12 protein-coding genes are annotated in these 14,188 nt (G+C 72.6%); 10 read left to right on the top strand and 2 right to left on the bottom strand.

All coding sequences use genetic code 11. The features are described 5' to 3' along the window. The first annotated feature begins 12 nt into the window (after nucleotides 1-12). From ADL29_RS04395 to ADL29_RS04375, 5 genes are all read left to right on the top strand, one after another. Nucleotides 13-1,176, top strand: coding sequence for an acyl-CoA dehydrogenase family protein (locus tag ADL29_RS04395; protein WP_046926481.1), 1,164 nt, complete (start codon nucleotides 13-15; stop codon nucleotides 1,174-1,176). 128 nt (nucleotides 1,177-1,304) lie between these two features. Continuing rightward, nucleotides 1,305-2,096 carry an enoyl-CoA hydratase family protein gene (locus tag ADL29_RS04390; RefSeq protein WP_053922433.1) on the top strand — a complete coding sequence of 264 codons (792 nt, stop codon included), beginning with the start codon at nucleotides 1,305-1,307 and terminating at the stop codon, nucleotides 2,094-2,096. After that, the gene (locus ADL29_RS04385; RefSeq protein ID WP_053922432.1) at nucleotides 2,084-2,707 is read left to right on the top strand and encodes a TetR/AcrR family transcriptional regulator; all 624 of its coding nucleotides are present in this window, start codon (nucleotides 2,084-2,086) and stop codon (nucleotides 2,705-2,707) included. The genes ADL29_RS04390 and ADL29_RS04385 overlap by 13 nt, the downstream gene beginning before the upstream one ends. Nucleotides 2,708-2,863: 156 nt before the next feature. Beyond that, a complete protein-coding gene (locus ADL29_RS04380; RefSeq protein ID WP_052687105.1) occupies nucleotides 2,864-3,448 on the top strand; it encodes a hypothetical protein in 585 nt (194 codons plus the stop codon). A gap of 177 nt (nucleotides 3,449-3,625) precedes the next feature. Beyond that, on the top strand, nucleotides 3,626-4,204 hold the full coding sequence (locus tag ADL29_RS04375; protein WP_053922431.1) for a hypothetical protein: 579 nt from the start codon (nucleotides 3,626-3,628) through the stop codon (nucleotides 4,202-4,204). Nucleotides 4,205-4,232: 28 nt separating this feature from the next. On the opposite strand, the gene ADL29_RS04370 is transcribed toward ADL29_RS04375, so the two are convergent. Next, nucleotides 4,233-5,342 carry a citrate synthase 2 gene (locus tag ADL29_RS04370; protein ID WP_046926477.1) on the bottom strand — a complete coding sequence of 370 codons (1,110 nt, stop codon included), beginning with the start codon at nucleotides 5,340-5,342 and terminating at the stop codon, nucleotides 4,233-4,235. A 461-nt stretch (nucleotides 5,343-5,803) separates the two neighbouring features. Here ADL29_RS04370 and pdxH point away from each other — a divergent pair, with 461 nt between their 5' ends. Both pdxH and ADL29_RS04360 read left to right on the top strand, forming a co-directional pair. After that, nucleotides 5,804-6,499, top strand: a complete 696-nt coding sequence (gene pdxH, locus ADL29_RS04365) for a pyridoxamine 5'-phosphate oxidase (RefSeq protein WP_211274249.1) — start codon at nucleotides 5,804-5,806, stop codon at nucleotides 6,497-6,499. Nucleotides 6,500-7,066: 567 nt separating this feature from the next. Further along, complete coding sequence (locus tag ADL29_RS04360) at nucleotides 7,067-8,449, top strand: PAS domain-containing protein (RefSeq protein WP_425424203.1); 1,383 nt, start codon at nucleotides 7,067-7,069, stop codon at nucleotides 8,447-8,449. Nucleotides 8,450-8,464: 15 nt separating this feature from the next. Here the strand turns inward: ADL29_RS04360 and ADL29_RS04355 are convergent, their stop codons facing one another. Beyond that, nucleotides 8,465-9,232, bottom strand: a complete 768-nt coding sequence (locus tag ADL29_RS04355) for an SIS domain-containing protein (RefSeq protein WP_053922429.1) — start codon at nucleotides 9,230-9,232, stop codon at nucleotides 8,465-8,467. A gap of 287 nt (nucleotides 9,233-9,519) precedes the next feature. Between ADL29_RS04355 and ADL29_RS04350 the strand changes: the two genes are divergently transcribed. The 3 genes from ADL29_RS04350 (at nucleotide 9,520) to ADL29_RS04340 (ending at nucleotide 14,170) form a co-directional block, all read left to right on the top strand. Continuing rightward, a complete protein-coding gene (locus ADL29_RS04350; RefSeq protein ID WP_046926474.1) occupies nucleotides 9,520-10,212 on the top strand; it encodes an iron-dependent transcriptional repressor DtxR in 693 nt (230 codons plus the stop codon). A gap of 575 nt (nucleotides 10,213-10,787) precedes the next feature. Further along, on the top strand, nucleotides 10,788-11,672 hold the full coding sequence (locus ADL29_RS04345; RefSeq protein ID WP_053922608.1) for an alpha/beta fold hydrolase: 885 nt from the start codon (nucleotides 10,788-10,790) through the stop codon (nucleotides 11,670-11,672). 173 nt (nucleotides 11,673-11,845) lie between these two features. Beyond that, nucleotides 11,846-14,170: a serine/threonine-protein kinase gene (locus tag ADL29_RS04340; protein ID WP_245689134.1), complete on the top strand. Its 2,325-nt coding sequence runs from the start codon at nucleotides 11,846-11,848 to the stop codon at nucleotides 14,168-14,170. Nucleotides 14,171-14,188: the final 18 nt, after the last annotated feature.

Raw genomic sequence — 14,188 nt, 5'->3', positions numbered from 1 at the left:
GAAGGAGCCATCATGCGCAACCCTGTGATCGAGACCGAGGAACACCGCGCCCTGCGCGAAGCCGTCGCCGCGCTCGGCCGCCGCTACGGCCGCGAGTACTTCGCCCGTGTCGTCGCCGAGGGCCAGCACACCGACGAACTCTGGACGGAGGCCGCCAAGCTCGGCTACCTCGGCGTCAACCTTCCCGAGGAGTACGGCGGCGGAGGCGGCGGCATAGCCGAACTCTCGATCGTGCTGGAGGAACTGGGCGCGGCGGGCTGCCCGTTGCTGATGCTGGTCGTCTCGCCCGCGATCTGCGGCACGGTGATCGCGCGGTTCGGTACCGAGGAACAGAAGCGGACCTGGCTGCCGGGGCTGGCGGACGGCTCCCGCAAGATGGCGTTCGGGATCACCGAGCCGGATGCCGGGTCCAACTCGCACCGCATCACGACCACCGCCCGGCGGGAGGGGACGGACTGGATCCTCAACGGGCGGAAGGTGTTCATCTCGGGCGTCGACATCGCCGAGGCGACGCTGATCGTCAGCCGCACGGAGGACGCCCGGACCGGGCGGCTCAAGCCGTGCCTTTTCATTGTTCCACGTGAAACATCCGGGTTCGGTCGCAGTCTGCTTCCCATGGAACTGGCCGCCCCGGAAAAGCAGTTCGAGCTGACCCTGGACGAGGTGCGGCTGCCCGCCGACGCGCTGGTGGGCGACGAGGACGCCGGACTGCTGCAGCTCTTCGCCGGGCTCAACCCCGAGCGCATCATGACCGCCGCCTTCGCGCTCGGCATGGGCCGCTACGCCCTCGACCGGGCCGTCGACTACGCCCGTACCCGCCAGGTCTGGAAGGAGCCCGTCGGCGCCCACCAGGCCATCGCCCATCCGCTCGCGCAGGCCCATATCGAGCTGGAACTGGCCCGGTTGATGATGCAGAAGGCGGCACACCTCTACGACGCGGGCGACGACATGGCCGCGGGCGAGGCCGCCAACATGGCCAAATACGCGGCGGCGGAGGCGGCGGTGCACGCCGTCGACCAGTCCGTGCACACCCTCGGCGGCAACGGCCTCACCCGGGAGTACGGCCTGGCCTCCCTGATCACGGCAGCCCGGGTGGCGCGGATCGCACCTGTCAGCCGCGAGATGATCCTCAACTTCGTCTCGCACCAGTCGCTGGGGCTGCCGAAGTCGTACTGAGGACGTACTGAGGACGTACTGAGGACGTACGGAGGCGGCGGGCCGGGGCCGCCATGACAGCGGGCCCGGCCGACCGGCTAGATTCTGCGGCGCGGACCGCGCGCCAGGGAAAGGAGCTCGACGTAACGATGACCGAGACATCCTCCGAAACGACCGGGGCACCCGCCGCCCCCCTCGTCACCCGCTCCCACCAGCGCGGTATCACCACCCTCACCCTGAACTCGCCGCACAACCGCAATGCGCTCTCCGCCCGCCTGGTGGCCGAACTCCACCGCGGGCTCGCGGACGCCGCGGCCGACGACGGCACCCGCGCCGTGGTGCTCACGCACATGGGCGGCACGTTCTGCGCCGGTGCGGATCTGTCCGAGGCCACCTCCGGCACGGCGAAGGACGGGCCGCTGGGGCTGGCCCGGCTGCTGCGCGCCATCGTGGAGCTGCCCCGGCCCGTCGTCGCCCGGGTCACCGGACATGTCCGGGCCGGGGGGCTGGGACTGCTCGGCGCCTGCGACATCTCGGTGGCCGGACCGGAGGCGACGTTCGCCTTCACCGAGGCGCGGCTCGGGCTCGCGCCCGCCGTGATCTCGATGCCGCTGCTGCCGCGGCTGGACCCGCGCGCCGCCGGCCGCTACTACCTCACCGGGGAGAAGTTCGGCGCGGCGGAGGCGGCCCGGATCGGGCTGGTGACGCTGGCGGCGGACGATGTGGACGCCGGGCTCGATCCCGTACTGGAGGGGCTGCGGAAAGGCTCGCCACAGGGGCTGGCCGAGTCGAAGAAGCTGGTCACCGCCGAGGTGCTGCGCACCTTCGACCGCGACACCGACGCGCTCGCCGAACAGTCCGCGCGGCTCTTCGGCTCCGCCGAGGCACACGAGGGCATGACCGCCTTCCTGGAGCGACGGGCCCCGGCATGGGTGCGCTGACCCCGGCCCGCGGCCCCAAGCAGCCCCAGCAGGAACGCAGCCGGGCCACCCGGCTCAAGCTCCTGGAGGCGGCCGTCTCCTGCCTGGCGGAGCGCGGCTGGAGCGGCAGTACGGTCGCCGTGGTGGCGGAACGGGCGGGGGTGTCGCGGGGTGCGGCCCAGCATCACTTCCGCACCCGGGAGGACCTCTTCACGGCGGCCGTCGAGCATGTCGCGGAGAAGCGGCAGGGTGCGCTGAAGGCCGTCGCGCACAACCTGCCGCCGGCCGGATCGATCGCCCGCACCTGGATCATCGTCGAGGAGCTGGTCGGTCTCTACACGGGACCGCTGTTCCGGGCCGCGCTCCATCTGTGGGTGGCCGCCTCCGACGAGGAACAGCTGCGCGACCGCGTCACGGCCCTGGAGGCTCGGGTCGGGCGGGAGGCGCACCGTACGGCGGTGGCGCTGCTGGAGGCCGACGAGACGGTGCCCGGCGTACGGGAAACCGTCCAGGGGCTGCTGGACATGGCGCGGGGGCTGGGCCTGGCCAATCTGCTGACGGACGACTCGGCCCGCCGGGACCGGGTCGTGGAGCAGTGGGCGAAGATCATTGACGGGGTGCTGAACCCCTGAGGCCGTCGGCCGGAGGCGTGGACGCCCCCGGCCCCGACCGGACCTGACGCCGTATCACGGGCAGCCCGGCATCGAAAACCGTGCCTCCTCCGACCTGCGACTCCGCCTATCATGTCCCGGTCAATCGCTCTCGGCGGGGGGAACGGGGGAGAGCAGATGGCTTTCTTCACCCTCGCGGCCGAGGCGCCGCCGCATCCGGCCGGTGCGTTCGGCTCGAAGCCTCATCTGCAAAGGAACGTCATGCGATTCCACCGATCACTTGCCATCGTCGGGACCCTCTTCGCCCTGGCATCGGTTTCCGCCTGTGGCGGTCTGCCCTCCGCGGGTTCGCCGGAGGACGCCGGGCAGTTCCTCAAGTCGACGCTCAGCTGCGAGGGCATCGACTTCGCCTCGCCCCGCGAGGTGCAGCAGGCCAACGCCATGGGGATGACGGGCATCAACGGCGGCGGCGAATGCGACGACCCGGCGGGCGGCGGCGGTGACGTCGACTTCCTGACCGTCGAGGACATGGAGGCCTTCCAGAACGCCGTCAAGAAGGACGAGGGCGAACAGGACGACCTCATGATCGGCGACGACTTCGCCGTCGACCCGAGCAGCGACGACCAGCGGCGGCTGCTCCTCAAGGCCGGTCTGGTGTTCCTCAACTGCGCCCCGGACTTCAAGGCACCGGCGAGCAGCTCGACCGACGAGGCCGAGATCGAGGGCTGCGTCACGACCGACTACTCGAAGGACCTCGACTGACGTCTCGGCGACGGATTCGCGCGGAGACCCACGGCGGGGGTCCGCGCCCCGGCCGCGGACGGGCCGACCGTCCGCGCCCGGCGGGCAGGCGGCCGGGCCGCGGGATTGTCAGTGGCCGTCCGTATCGTTTTCCGTGACGGTGAGGAACGGGGACAACGGGCGGGGGCACAGGGGATCATGGGGGACTACTTCGACACCGTCGTGGACGTCGACGCCACGGCGGAGGACGCACCACGGCTCGCGGCGGAGGTGCTGAGCTGGCTGGTGGCGGAGGGCATCGTGGAGCCCGAGCCCAGCGCGCCCGCGTTCGACATCGAGGGCGACGGCTATGCACCCGGACCGCAGTGCGGGAAGGCGTTCCGCGGCGATCCCGACCGGGCCCTCGGGCTGTCCCTGCATGTCGGCCGGACGGTTTTCGACGCCGGCCAGGGCGATCCCGAGGCCGTGACCTGCCCGCACTGCTCGGCGCGGGTCGAGCTGATGGACGAGGACCGGGACCTGGACGACGAGGCCTGGGGCCTGTTCGCGGAAGCCGTCCAGACCTGGGCCGGGTCCGAGGACCCCGCGCCCGTGCGCTGCCCGTCGTGCGGCACCTCGGCCCCCGTGCACCGGTGGATATGGGCGGACGACCACTTCGCCTTCGGCCACCTCGGGTTCGCCTTCTGGAACTGGGACGCCCTGCGACCCGAATTCGTCGCGGAACTCACCCGGCGCCTCGGCGGACACCGCAGCGTGGAGCTCGAGGGCAAGCTCTGACAGCCCCCGAGCCCCGCGGCCGAACGGATCAGCGCGTGCCGGCGGCGATGTCCTCGTATCCCTCGATCTCGCGCGGGTTGCGGGCCGCGGGGCCCACATAGCGGGCCGAGGGGCGCACGAGGCGGCCGGTGCGCTTCTGCTCCAGGATGTGGGCGCTCCAGCCGGCCGTACGGGCGCAGGTGAACATCGAGGTGAACATGTGGGCCGGGACCTCGGCGAAGTCCAGGGTGATGGCGGCCCAGAACTCGACGTTGGTGGCCAGCACCCGGTCCGGGCGGCGGTTGTGCAGCTCCTCCAGCGCGGCCTTCTCCAGCGCCTCGGCGACCTCGAAGCGCGGCGCACCCAGCTCCTTTGCGGTGCGCCGCAGCACACGCGCACGCGGGTCCTCGGCGCGGTAGACGCGGTGCCCGAAGCCCATCAGCCGCTCGCCGCGGTCCAGGGCCTTCTTGACGTACGCGGTGGCGTCACCGGTGCGCTCGATCTCCTCGATCATGCCGAGGACGCGGGACGGCGCGCCGCCGTGCAGCGGGCCGGACATCGCGCCGACCGCACCGGAGAGCGCGGCCGCGACATCGGCGCCGGTGGAGGCGATGACCCGGGCGGTGAAGGTGGAGGCGTTCATGCCGTGCTCGGCGGCCGAGGTCCAGTAGGCGTCGACGGCCTTGACGTGCCGGGGGTCGGGCTCGCCGCGCCAGCGCTTCATGAAGCGCTCCACGACGGTCTCCGCCTTGTCGATCTCCCGCTGCGGCACCATCGGCAGGCCCTGGCCGCGCGCCGACTGGGCAACGTACGACAGCGCCATGACGGCCGCTCGGGCGAGGTTGTCGCGGGCCTCCGCCTCGTCGATGTCCAGGAGCGGTTTCAGGCCCCACACGGGCGCGAGCATGGCCAGTGCGGACTGCACATCGACGCGGATGTCACCCGAGTGCACCGGGATCGGGAACGGCTCGGCCGGCGGCAGACCGGGGTTGAACGCCCCGTCGACCAGCAGCCCCCAGACGTTCCCGAAGGACACCTGACCGACGAGATCCTCGATGTCGACGCCGCGATAGCGCAGCGCGCCGCCTTCCTTGTCCGGTTCGGCGATCTCCGTCTCGAACGCGACGACTCCCTCAAGTCCGGGTACGAAGTCGGACATCAGGCGGCTCCTCATGAATGGGGACGGCACTCGGCCTGGGACCGGATGCCGTGCAGTCGACTCTGGTACGGGCGGCGGCGCGGTTACGCGGCTGCGCGGGCAGCTCGCGGTCCGTACCGGTCGCCCCGGTGATGCCCCGCCAGGGCATGGGTCACGCGGGGGTGCCGCTCGCGGTGGGTCGGGCCGCGGGCGGGCACGGTGCGTGTGGTGCGTCGGTGTGGTGCTGTGGTGTTCGGTCTCTTTCTTCAGGGCGCGCGGTGCATGGCTGCGCGTCCCTTCAGGCCGGACACGATAGCCGCCGATGTCCACAGGCCACAGTGGGCGGGCCCGCGATTTTGGCCGGTTCGTCACCTGCCGGGCGGCGTGACATCCGGCACACTGGTCGATTCTCTGACGAGAGGGTTACGTGCGGTCGACGGCGGGCAGACTTCCGCCCCTTCCGGCTGCCCCGGGCGGACCCGATGCTGCAAGATGAGGCCGTGCACCCTGCCGACGCGCCCTTTTACGAGACCCCCGACCCGTCACCCATGCGCGCGCACTACCGCGCCGAGGGACTCGCCGAAGCCGATCTCGCGGCCGATCCGTACGGTCAGTTCGCGCGCTGGTTCAAGGAAGCGGTCGCGGCCGGTCTGCACGAGCCGAACGCGATGGTCGTCTCGACGGTCGGGCCCGACGGCCGGCCGAGTTCAAGAACCGTCCTCCTGAAGGCGTTCAACGACCGCGGCTTCGTCTTCTACACCAACTACACCAGCCGCAAAGGCCGCGAACTGGCGGAAAATCCCCATGTCTCGCTGCTGTTCCCCTGGCATCCGCTCGCCCGCCAGGTGATCGTGAGCGGCACCGCGGAACGCATCGGCCGCGACGAGACCGCCGCCTACTTCCGCACCCGCCCGCACGGCTCCCAGCTGGGCGCCTGGGCCAGCGACCAGTCCGCCGTCGTCACCTCGCGCGCCGAACTGGAGCATGCCTACGAGGAGTTGGCGGCCCGCTACCCCGAAGGGGAGCAGGTCCCGGCGCCGCCGCACTGGGGCGGGTACCGGGTCGTCGCCGAGGCGGTGGAGTTCTGGCAGGGCCGCCTCAACCGGCTGCACGACCGGCTGCGGTACGTCCACGACGCGCCCGCCGACGGCTGGCGGGTGGAGCGGCTGGCGCCCTGAGGCGCGGCCGGCGTACGCCCCGTAACCGGGCAGCTGCCCGTGACCGGGCGCGCACGCAGACGACCCGCGGGCCGTGTCCTCCGCGCTCGGTGGCGCGAAGGGCCGGTCGGACGAACCGGCGGCCCGCGGGTCGGGTGACTGCTGGGAATTGGGCCGGCTGCGCACCAGCGTTCCTGGTGTGCGCGGGTCCGGCACCGCACTTCGGTGAAGCGACGGGCCGCTAGCCCGCAGCCACCTCACGCGTCCGGTACTTGATCATTGGCCGAACCACCTCCCTTCTCGTGTGCCCCACACGTTAGGCAGCCGCCCGGCCCCGGACAACCGAATTTCCCGCACACAACGATTTCCGTGAATCGGGTGTGTGCTGAGTCACGTTCCAGTTGAATAAGGCGAGGTACAGCACGTGCGGCGGCGTAAATGAGCCGTGGTCTCGAGCGGTGTTCCTAAGGGGTGCCAGTGACCGCTTCGTCAGCTTCTTCTGCCTCGTCCGCGTCATCCTCCGCCCGGCCGGCCGACGAGAGCGACGGATCCGACGACTCCGCTCTGCTCACCGCGCTCCTGGACGGCATGGACGCGGCCCTCGCCGCCTTCGGGCCCGACGGCACGCTCACCCACTGGAACCACGAGGCCGAGCACATCCTGGGCTGGACCGCGGCCGAGGCGGTCGGCCGCCGCGGTCTGGCGGGCTGGGCGGCCCGCAAGGAGGACGCCGACGAGATCCAGGCGGTGCTCACGGCCGCGATGCGCTCCCCGGGCCGCCAGGTGCGCGAATTCGCCCTGTTGACCAAGGACGGCCGCCGGGTCCTGGTCCGTACCCAGATCTCGGCGGTCCGCGGGCCCGGCGGCCGGGCGGGCGGGGTGTACTGCGCCTTCAGCGAGGTGCACGCCCAGCTCGACCTGGAGCGTTCCATCGCGCTCAGCGAGGCGCTGTTCGACGACGGTTCCTGGGGCGTGGTCCTGGTGGACGCCGACCTGCGGCTCGCCGTCCTGAACGCCCACGCGGCCCGCGCCCTGGGGGTCGGGCGTACGGCCCTGCTGGGATGCCCGCTGGGCGATCTGCTGACGCAGGGCGTGGAGGAGCTGGAGGGCGCACTGCAGCATGTCCTCGCCGAGGGCGCGCCGCCGGCCGCCGCCGAGCTGTGGGTGACGCTGCGCTCGGAGGACGCCGGCCGGGCGCGCCGGTGCTGGCGCGGCGGATTCGTCCGGCTGGCGTCGCCGCTGGCCGAGGAGCCGGTGCCGCTCGGCGCCGCCTGGCTCTTCCAGGACGTGACGGATGTCAAGCGCGCCGAACAGGACGGCTCCCTGCTGCGGTTCCGCGCCCACCAGCTGCACCGTGCCGGACGGGCAGCCGCGGAGTGCCCGGACCCGGCCGAGGCCGCCGCCGTCCACCTGGATTTCGCCCTGGCGGGGTTCGCCGATCACGGCCTGGTGGACCTCGCGCCGGTCCCGGCGGCGGCGCCGTACAGAGCGCTGGAGGAGGCCGCGGACATGGACGGGGACAGGGACAGGGACGGGGCCGAGGACGGGGACCGCTGTCCGCGGCCCGCCTCCGCGGCCGGGCGGACGCCACGGCTGGTGCGCGCACTGGCCTCCCCGGCCGGGGCGCCGGGGCCCGCCGAGGCCTTCCCGGCGACCGGCATCCCGATGGCGTACCCGCCGGGCCATCCGGCGGCCCAGGCGTACGAGCGGCGCGGATCGGTGCGCACCAGCGCGGGGCCGGGCGCGGCCGACGACTGGGCGGCCGCCCGCAAATGGCCGGACGGCACGGTGCACGGCCTGTGCGTGGTCCTGCGCAGCCGCGGCCGGACGCTGGGCGTCGTGACGTTCCTGCGGGTGCCCTCGCGCCGCCCCTTCGACCGTGCGGACGCGGACTACGCCGAGGAGGTCGCGGCCCGCATCGCGGCGGCGCTGGACCTGGCGGGCGCGGGGAGCGGCGCGGCGGGCGGCTGAGCGGACACGACTCCGCTACTGCCGGTAGAAGATCCGGTCCGCGTAGTCGCTCATCACCCGGGCGTTCCAGTCGTGCCCGCCGTCGACGTTCCCGGAGCGCAGCAGCGGCGGTTCGATGCCCCGTTCGGCGAGCGCCCCCGCGGCCGTGGCCACCATGGCCTGCATGATCGCGCTGGTGACGACGGTGGAGGCGGGGGCGAACGGCGCACCGATGCCCGGCGCGGTCAGTTCGGCGTCGCCGACCGTGATCGCGCTGTCCAGGACGATGTCGCAGTGGTCCTTGAGGAAGCTGCCCGAGGCGTGCCGGGACGTGGTGCCCTCCGCGTACGCCACCGATGTCACGCCGATGACCTTGATGCCGAGCGCCCGTGCGTTCATCGCCATCTCCACCGGCAGCGCATTGCGCCCGGAGAGCGAGATGATCACCAGTACGTCGCCGGGCTCCAGCGGGCTGGTGTCCAGGACGGCCGCGGCGAGTCCGTCGACCCGCTCCAGGGCGCTGCCGAGCGTCGCGGGCCGCACGTCCACGCCGACGACCCCGGGGACCGACAGCAGGTTCATGACGGCCAGGCCGCCCGCCCGGTAGACGGTGTCCTGGGCGGGCAGCGAGGAGTGCCCGGCGCCGAAGGAGAACACCCGCCCGCCCGCCTCGACGGTGTCGGCGATCAGCTGCCCGGCGGCGGTGATCCGGTCGCCCGACCCGTCCCGTACCCGCCGCAGCAGGCCGATCGCGGCGTCGAAGAACTCCCCGGCCAGTTGGTCACTTCGGTCGGTCTCGGGCATTGCCGCGGTCCCCTCTCGTCGGATGTCACCGGACGTCGCCGGATCCCCTCGCGCAGCCGCACACGACGGCATCCCGCGTCCGGGCAGGTCGGTGGGCCGGGCGCGGCGGTCGTGGCGCGGATCACGTTGCGGTCTGGACCAGCGCCGTGTCAACACGGGCGCACCTCGGTGCGCGGGGCCCGGTGCGCGCCGGTGCACGTCCGGTGTGCGGACGGGACGGCACCGTTGTCGGTGGGATGCGTCAGAATTGAGTTCAGGGCCACCGCACCACACATCGAGGGGCACGCATGTCCGGACTGATCGACACCACGGAGATGTATCTCCGCACCATCCTCGAACTGGAAGAGGAAGGTGTGGTCCCCATGCGCGCCCGCATCGCGGAGCGGCTCGAACAGAGCGGCCCGACGGTCAGCCAGACCGTCGCGCGCATGGAGCGAGACGGCCTGCTGACGGTCGCGGGCGACCGTCATCTGGAGCTGACGGAGGAGGGCCGCCGGCTGGCGACGCGGGTGATGCGCAAGCACCGCCTCGCCGAGTGCCTGCTCGTCGACGTCATCGGGCTGGAGTGGGAGCAGGTGCACGCCGAGGCCTGCCGCTGGGAGCATGTGATGAGCGAGGCGGTCGAGCGCCGCGTCGTGGAGCTGCTGCGGCATCCGACGGAATCGCCGTACGGCAACCCCATCCCGGGCCTGGAGGAGCTGGGCGAGAAGGCCGAGGCCGATCCGTTCCTGGACGCCGGGATGGTGAGCCTGATGGATCTGGACCCCGGGAGCGACGGGAAGACGGTCGTGGTGCGCCGTATCGGCGAGCCGATCCAGGCCGACGCCCAGCTGATGTACACCCTGCGGCGGGCCGGTGTGCAGCCGGGCGCCGTGGTGAGCGTGACGGAGTCGCCGGCCGGGGTGCTGGTCGGCAGCAGCGGTGAGGCCGCCGAGCTGCATGCCGATATCGCCTCGCACGTGTTCGTCGCCAAGCGCTGAGGCCGTCCGGGGTGCCGGGGCCGGCCTCCCGCTTCCCCGCCCTCCCCGTGCTTCGTTTTGAAGCAGTCTTTTGCTTTTCCCCACGAGCCCGCTGAGCTGCGCCGATGCGCCGTCGGCGGGCTCGTCAACTGTTTGTGCGTTGAACGAACTTGTGGGAACCCGTGCGATTCGGCCGGTGTCGTGCCACGCTGGCGCTGACGCGGTGGCATATGTCGGCATGAGGCGTTGCCCGGGTGCGGAGTGTCGGCTCTCCGGGGTGGGGAGGGGCTCGGATGCGTCGGACAGCTGTGTCCTGGGACGGCCAGGGCCCCGGCGCTGCGAGCAGCCGGGGCCCTGCCTCCCCATGTCCCCCCGCCAAGACCCGGAGCCCCGAGCTCCCAGGGTCTTGCTGCCCCACGGGCCCCCTTCCCGGTAGGGCCCGCCTCCCGGCACATGTCTCCCCCCGCCGGGCGCGGTCAATCCTTGGGCGAGGTCACTCGAACGAGGGGTGTTGGGGCCGAGAACGGTGCGTTCGAATAAAGGTTCGATAGTGTGGGTGTGGGGCTCACCAAGGACGAATGGGGGTGCCGGGGCAGATGGTGCGACGCATCGATGTGGCAGGGGCCGGCGGGGTACGGCTCGCTGCCTGGGAGTTCACCGATCCGCCCAAGAACGGCGGGGCGGAGGGGGCCGCGCGCGGCCCGGGCGTGCTGATGCTCCACGGCCTGATGGGCCGCGCGGCGCACTGGGCGGACACCGCCCGCCGGCTCAGCGCACGCCACCGCCCGGTCGGCCTCGATCAGCGCGGCCACGGCCGCAGCGAGAAGCCGGGGGAGGGGCCGTACGACCGGGAGGCCTATGTCGATGACGCCATTGCGGCCATCGAGCAGCTCGAGCTGGCCCCGGTCGCCCTGATCGGACATGCCATGGGCGCCCTGACGGCATGGCAGGTCGCGGCCCGGCGGCCGGATCTGGTGAGCGCGCTGGTCATCTGCGACATGCGGGCCTCGGCCCTGGGCGGGGCCTCGCAGCACGAATGGACGGAGTGGTTCCGCTCCTGGCCGGTCCCGTTCGCCACGCTCGCCGATGTCCGTAAGTGGTTCGGCGAGGACGACCCGACGCTGGAGCGGCCCAGGCCGGTCCGCGGGGAGTTCTTCGCGGAGGTGATGGCGGAACGGGCCGACGGCTGGCGGCCGGTCTTCTCACGCCGTCAGATGCTCCGGGCACGCGAGACCTGGGTGTACGACGCGCACTGGGAGGAGCTGGCGCAGGTGCGGTGCCCGGCCCTCGTCGTCCGCGGCCTGGACGCCGAGCTGGGCCGCGCCGAGGCCCAGGAGATGGTCCGGGTGCTGCCGCGCGGCGAGTACGCCGAAATCCCCGACGCCGGCCATCTGCTCCCCTGGGAACAGCCCGACGCCTGGTGCCGCGCCATCGAACCGTTCCTCCGCACGGCCACGGCCACGGGCACGCCTTTGGACTGACGCGCGCGCCGCGCGCCGTACGACTCGCCCGGCGGCAATGCCGTCTCGCGCACTCGCCGCCCACCGGACCTCGGCAAGTGGCCTCCGGAAGCGCGACGTTACGATGCGGCGTCCTGGCCCGGCCGTCCCGCAGCCCTTGCGGAGTGTGCGCAGCGTCGTGCCACGTTCGCTCGATGGGGGAGACCGAGATGGACCCGTTGCTTCCGGATGACCCGCAGTCCCTCGGGCCGTACCGCCTGCTGGGCCGGATCGGCGCCGGCGGCATGGGCCGGGTCTATCTGGCGCGGTCGACGGGCGGGCGTACGGTCGCGGTCAAGGTCGTACGGCCGGATCTGGCCCAGGACACGGCGTTCCGGGGGCGGTTCCGGCAGGAGGCCGAGATCGCGCGGGCGGTGTCCGGCCGCTATACGGCCCCCGTCGTCGACGCCGACACGGACGCCGCGCTGCCCTGGCTCGCCACCGCCTTCGTCCTCGGCCCCTCGCTGACCGAAGTGGTCGACGGCCACGGGGCCTTGCCCGAAGACAGCGTGCGCGCCCTCGGAGCCGGGCTGGCCGCGGCGCTCACCGAGATCCATGCCGTCGGGCTGGTGCACCGCGACCTCAAACCGTCCAATGTGCTGCTGGCCGCCGACGGCCCCCGGGTCATCGACTTCGGCATCGCGCGTGCCGTCGACGGCGACCGGATGACCCAGACCGGCGTGGTCGTCGGCTCGCCCGGCTATATCCCGCCGGAGCAGGCGCTCGGGCAGCAGGTCGGCACCGCCGGTGACGTCTTCGCGCTCGGTGCCGTCCTCGCCTATGCCGCCACCGGCCACACGGCCTACGGGGACACCACCCCGGCCGCCGTCCTCTACCAGGTCGTCCACGGCGAGCCGGACCTGACGGGCGTACCGGAGCAGCTGCACGAGCTCATCGCCTCCTGTCTGCACCGGGAACCGGCGGGGCGGCCCACGCCGCAGCAGGTACTGGAGACGCTGGCGCCGCAGGGGACGGAAGCGGTGTTCGCCAACTGGCTGCCGGGGGCGGTCTCCTCGACCATCGCCACACATGCGGCGCGCATTCTGGACCTGGAGACGCCGGAGCACGGCACGCCCGCCGTCGCCGCGCCCGGTGCACCGGGGACGCCCGCTGCGCCCGCGACGCCTCCGGCCGCCGGGCAGGGCGGGTTCGGGACCGCGCCCACGTATGTGCTGGGCGTGCCGAAGGCCACGGCGGCGCCGACGGCCGGTGCCGGGGCCACCGTGGCGGACGTCCCCGGCGCGACCGCCGCCGCCCCGGCCGTCGCTCCCTCCCGCCGCCGCTTCCTCGGGCTGGCCGCGGGCGCCGCGGTCGGTGTCGGGGTCGTCGGCGGGGCAGGCGTCTGGGCGTTCGGGGGCAAGGACAAGGACCGGAACGCGGGCAAGGGCGCGGCCGGTGACGGCAAGGCACCGGGCACGCCGCAGGAGACGTTCAGCACGCCGCCGCCCGGCACCGCCCCGCAGGTCCTGTGGCACCGCACCGCCGAGACGGACAGCCTCGCCACCGGCCGCCCACTGCTGGCCCACAACGGTCTGCTGCTGGCCAGCGGCGATCCTCTGGTCGCCCGGGACGCCGTCACCGGCAAGCGGAAATGGACCCGCAAGGAAGTCGCGCCCGCGGGCGCCCCGCTGATCCTCGCCGCCGGCAAGCTCTTCTTCGTCAGCACGGAGTACGACGGCGATGTCATCGGCCTCGACCCGGACACCGGCAAGGAGGCCTGGCGCAGCAGGCTGGGCGGCAAACTGACGGTCGAGGAGATCCTCGCCGCCGATGAGCAGCGCATCTATGTCATCGCCTCGGTGCGCACCGAGGACATCAGGGTCCATCTCACGGCGATCGCCGCCATCGACATCCGTACCGGCAAACCGGAATGGCAGAAGCCGCGGGACAAGGGCACCAAGGACTACGACCTCGAAGGCGTCGTCGCGGACGGGCGGCTCGTCTACACCGATGCCCGCCGCAATGTCACGGTGCGCGATACGGCGACCGGCCGCCAGCTGTGGACGCAGAAGATCGGCGACGACATCGCCTGGCGTCCGGCCGTGCACGCCAAGCGGATCTTCCTCGGCGGCGACCGGCTGCGTGCGGTGCACCTCGACACCGGCAAGCCCGCCTGGTCGCTGCCCTCCGGCGGGCGCCGCAGCTTCTACCAGCCCATGGTCGTCGGCGGCGTCCTCTACGCCGCGGACCACAGCGGCGGTGTCTGGGCCGTGGACCCCGTACGCGGCAAGAAGCGGTGGCTGTGCGAGGACCCCGGCGCGCGCCGGGCGCCCACGGAGTTCGTCCTCGTCGGCGACACCCTCTACGGCGCGTCGTACGACGACGAAGGCGGCATCTTCGCCCTCGATCCGCGGACCGGCAAGGCCCGTTGGCACTACAACGACAACACCGAAAGAATGGAGGAGTGGCATATCACCGCCTCCGGGCAGCGGCTGCTGGTCACCCACGGCGACGAGATCTACGGGCTCCCCGCGGTCTGACCACTCCGGACGCGGTCT

Origin of the sequence: Streptomyces chattanoogensis, assembly GCF_001294335.1 — a bacterium.
Taxonomy (GTDB): domain Bacteria; phylum Actinomycetota; class Actinomycetes; order Streptomycetales; family Streptomycetaceae; genus Streptomyces; species Streptomyces chattanoogensis.
Note: the sequence above shows the minus strand (reverse complement) of the source record. Positions and strands in the feature narration are given on the sequence as shown.

Coding starts and splice junctions, on each gene's coding strand:
- ADL29_RS04395 (WP_046926481.1), top strand. CDS start 13: ATGCGCAACCCTGTGATCGAGACCGAGGAACACCGCGCCCTGCGCGAA.
- ADL29_RS04390 (WP_053922433.1), top strand. CDS start 1,305: ATGACCGAGACATCCTCCGAAACGACCGGGGCACCCGCCGCCCCCCTC.
- ADL29_RS04385 (WP_053922432.1), top strand. CDS start 2,084: ATGGGTGCGCTGACCCCGGCCCGCGGCCCCAAGCAGCCCCAGCAGGAA.
- ADL29_RS04380 (WP_052687105.1), top strand. CDS start 2,864: ATGGCTTTCTTCACCCTCGCGGCCGAGGCGCCGCCGCATCCGGCCGGT.
- ADL29_RS04375 (WP_053922431.1), top strand. CDS start 3,626: ATGGGGGACTACTTCGACACCGTCGTGGACGTCGACGCCACGGCGGAG.
- ADL29_RS04370 (WP_046926477.1), bottom strand. CDS start 5,342: ATGTCCGACTTCGTACCCGGACTTGAGGGAGTCGTCGCGTTCGAGACG.
- pdxH (WP_211274249.1), top strand. CDS start 5,804: ATGCTGCAAGATGAGGCCGTGCACCCTGCCGACGCGCCCTTTTACGAG.
- ADL29_RS04360 (WP_425424203.1), top strand. CDS start 7,067: ATGGACGCGGCCCTCGCCGCCTTCGGGCCCGACGGCACGCTCACCCAC.
- ADL29_RS04355 (WP_053922429.1), bottom strand. CDS start 9,232: ATGCCCGAGACCGACCGAAGTGACCAACTGGCCGGGGAGTTCTTCGAC.
- ADL29_RS04350 (WP_046926474.1), top strand. CDS start 9,520: ATGTCCGGACTGATCGACACCACGGAGATGTATCTCCGCACCATCCTC.
- ADL29_RS04345 (WP_053922608.1), top strand. CDS start 10,788: ATGGTGCGACGCATCGATGTGGCAGGGGCCGGCGGGGTACGGCTCGCT.
- ADL29_RS04340 (WP_245689134.1), top strand. CDS start 11,846: ATGGGGGAGACCGAGATGGACCCGTTGCTTCCGGATGACCCGCAGTCC.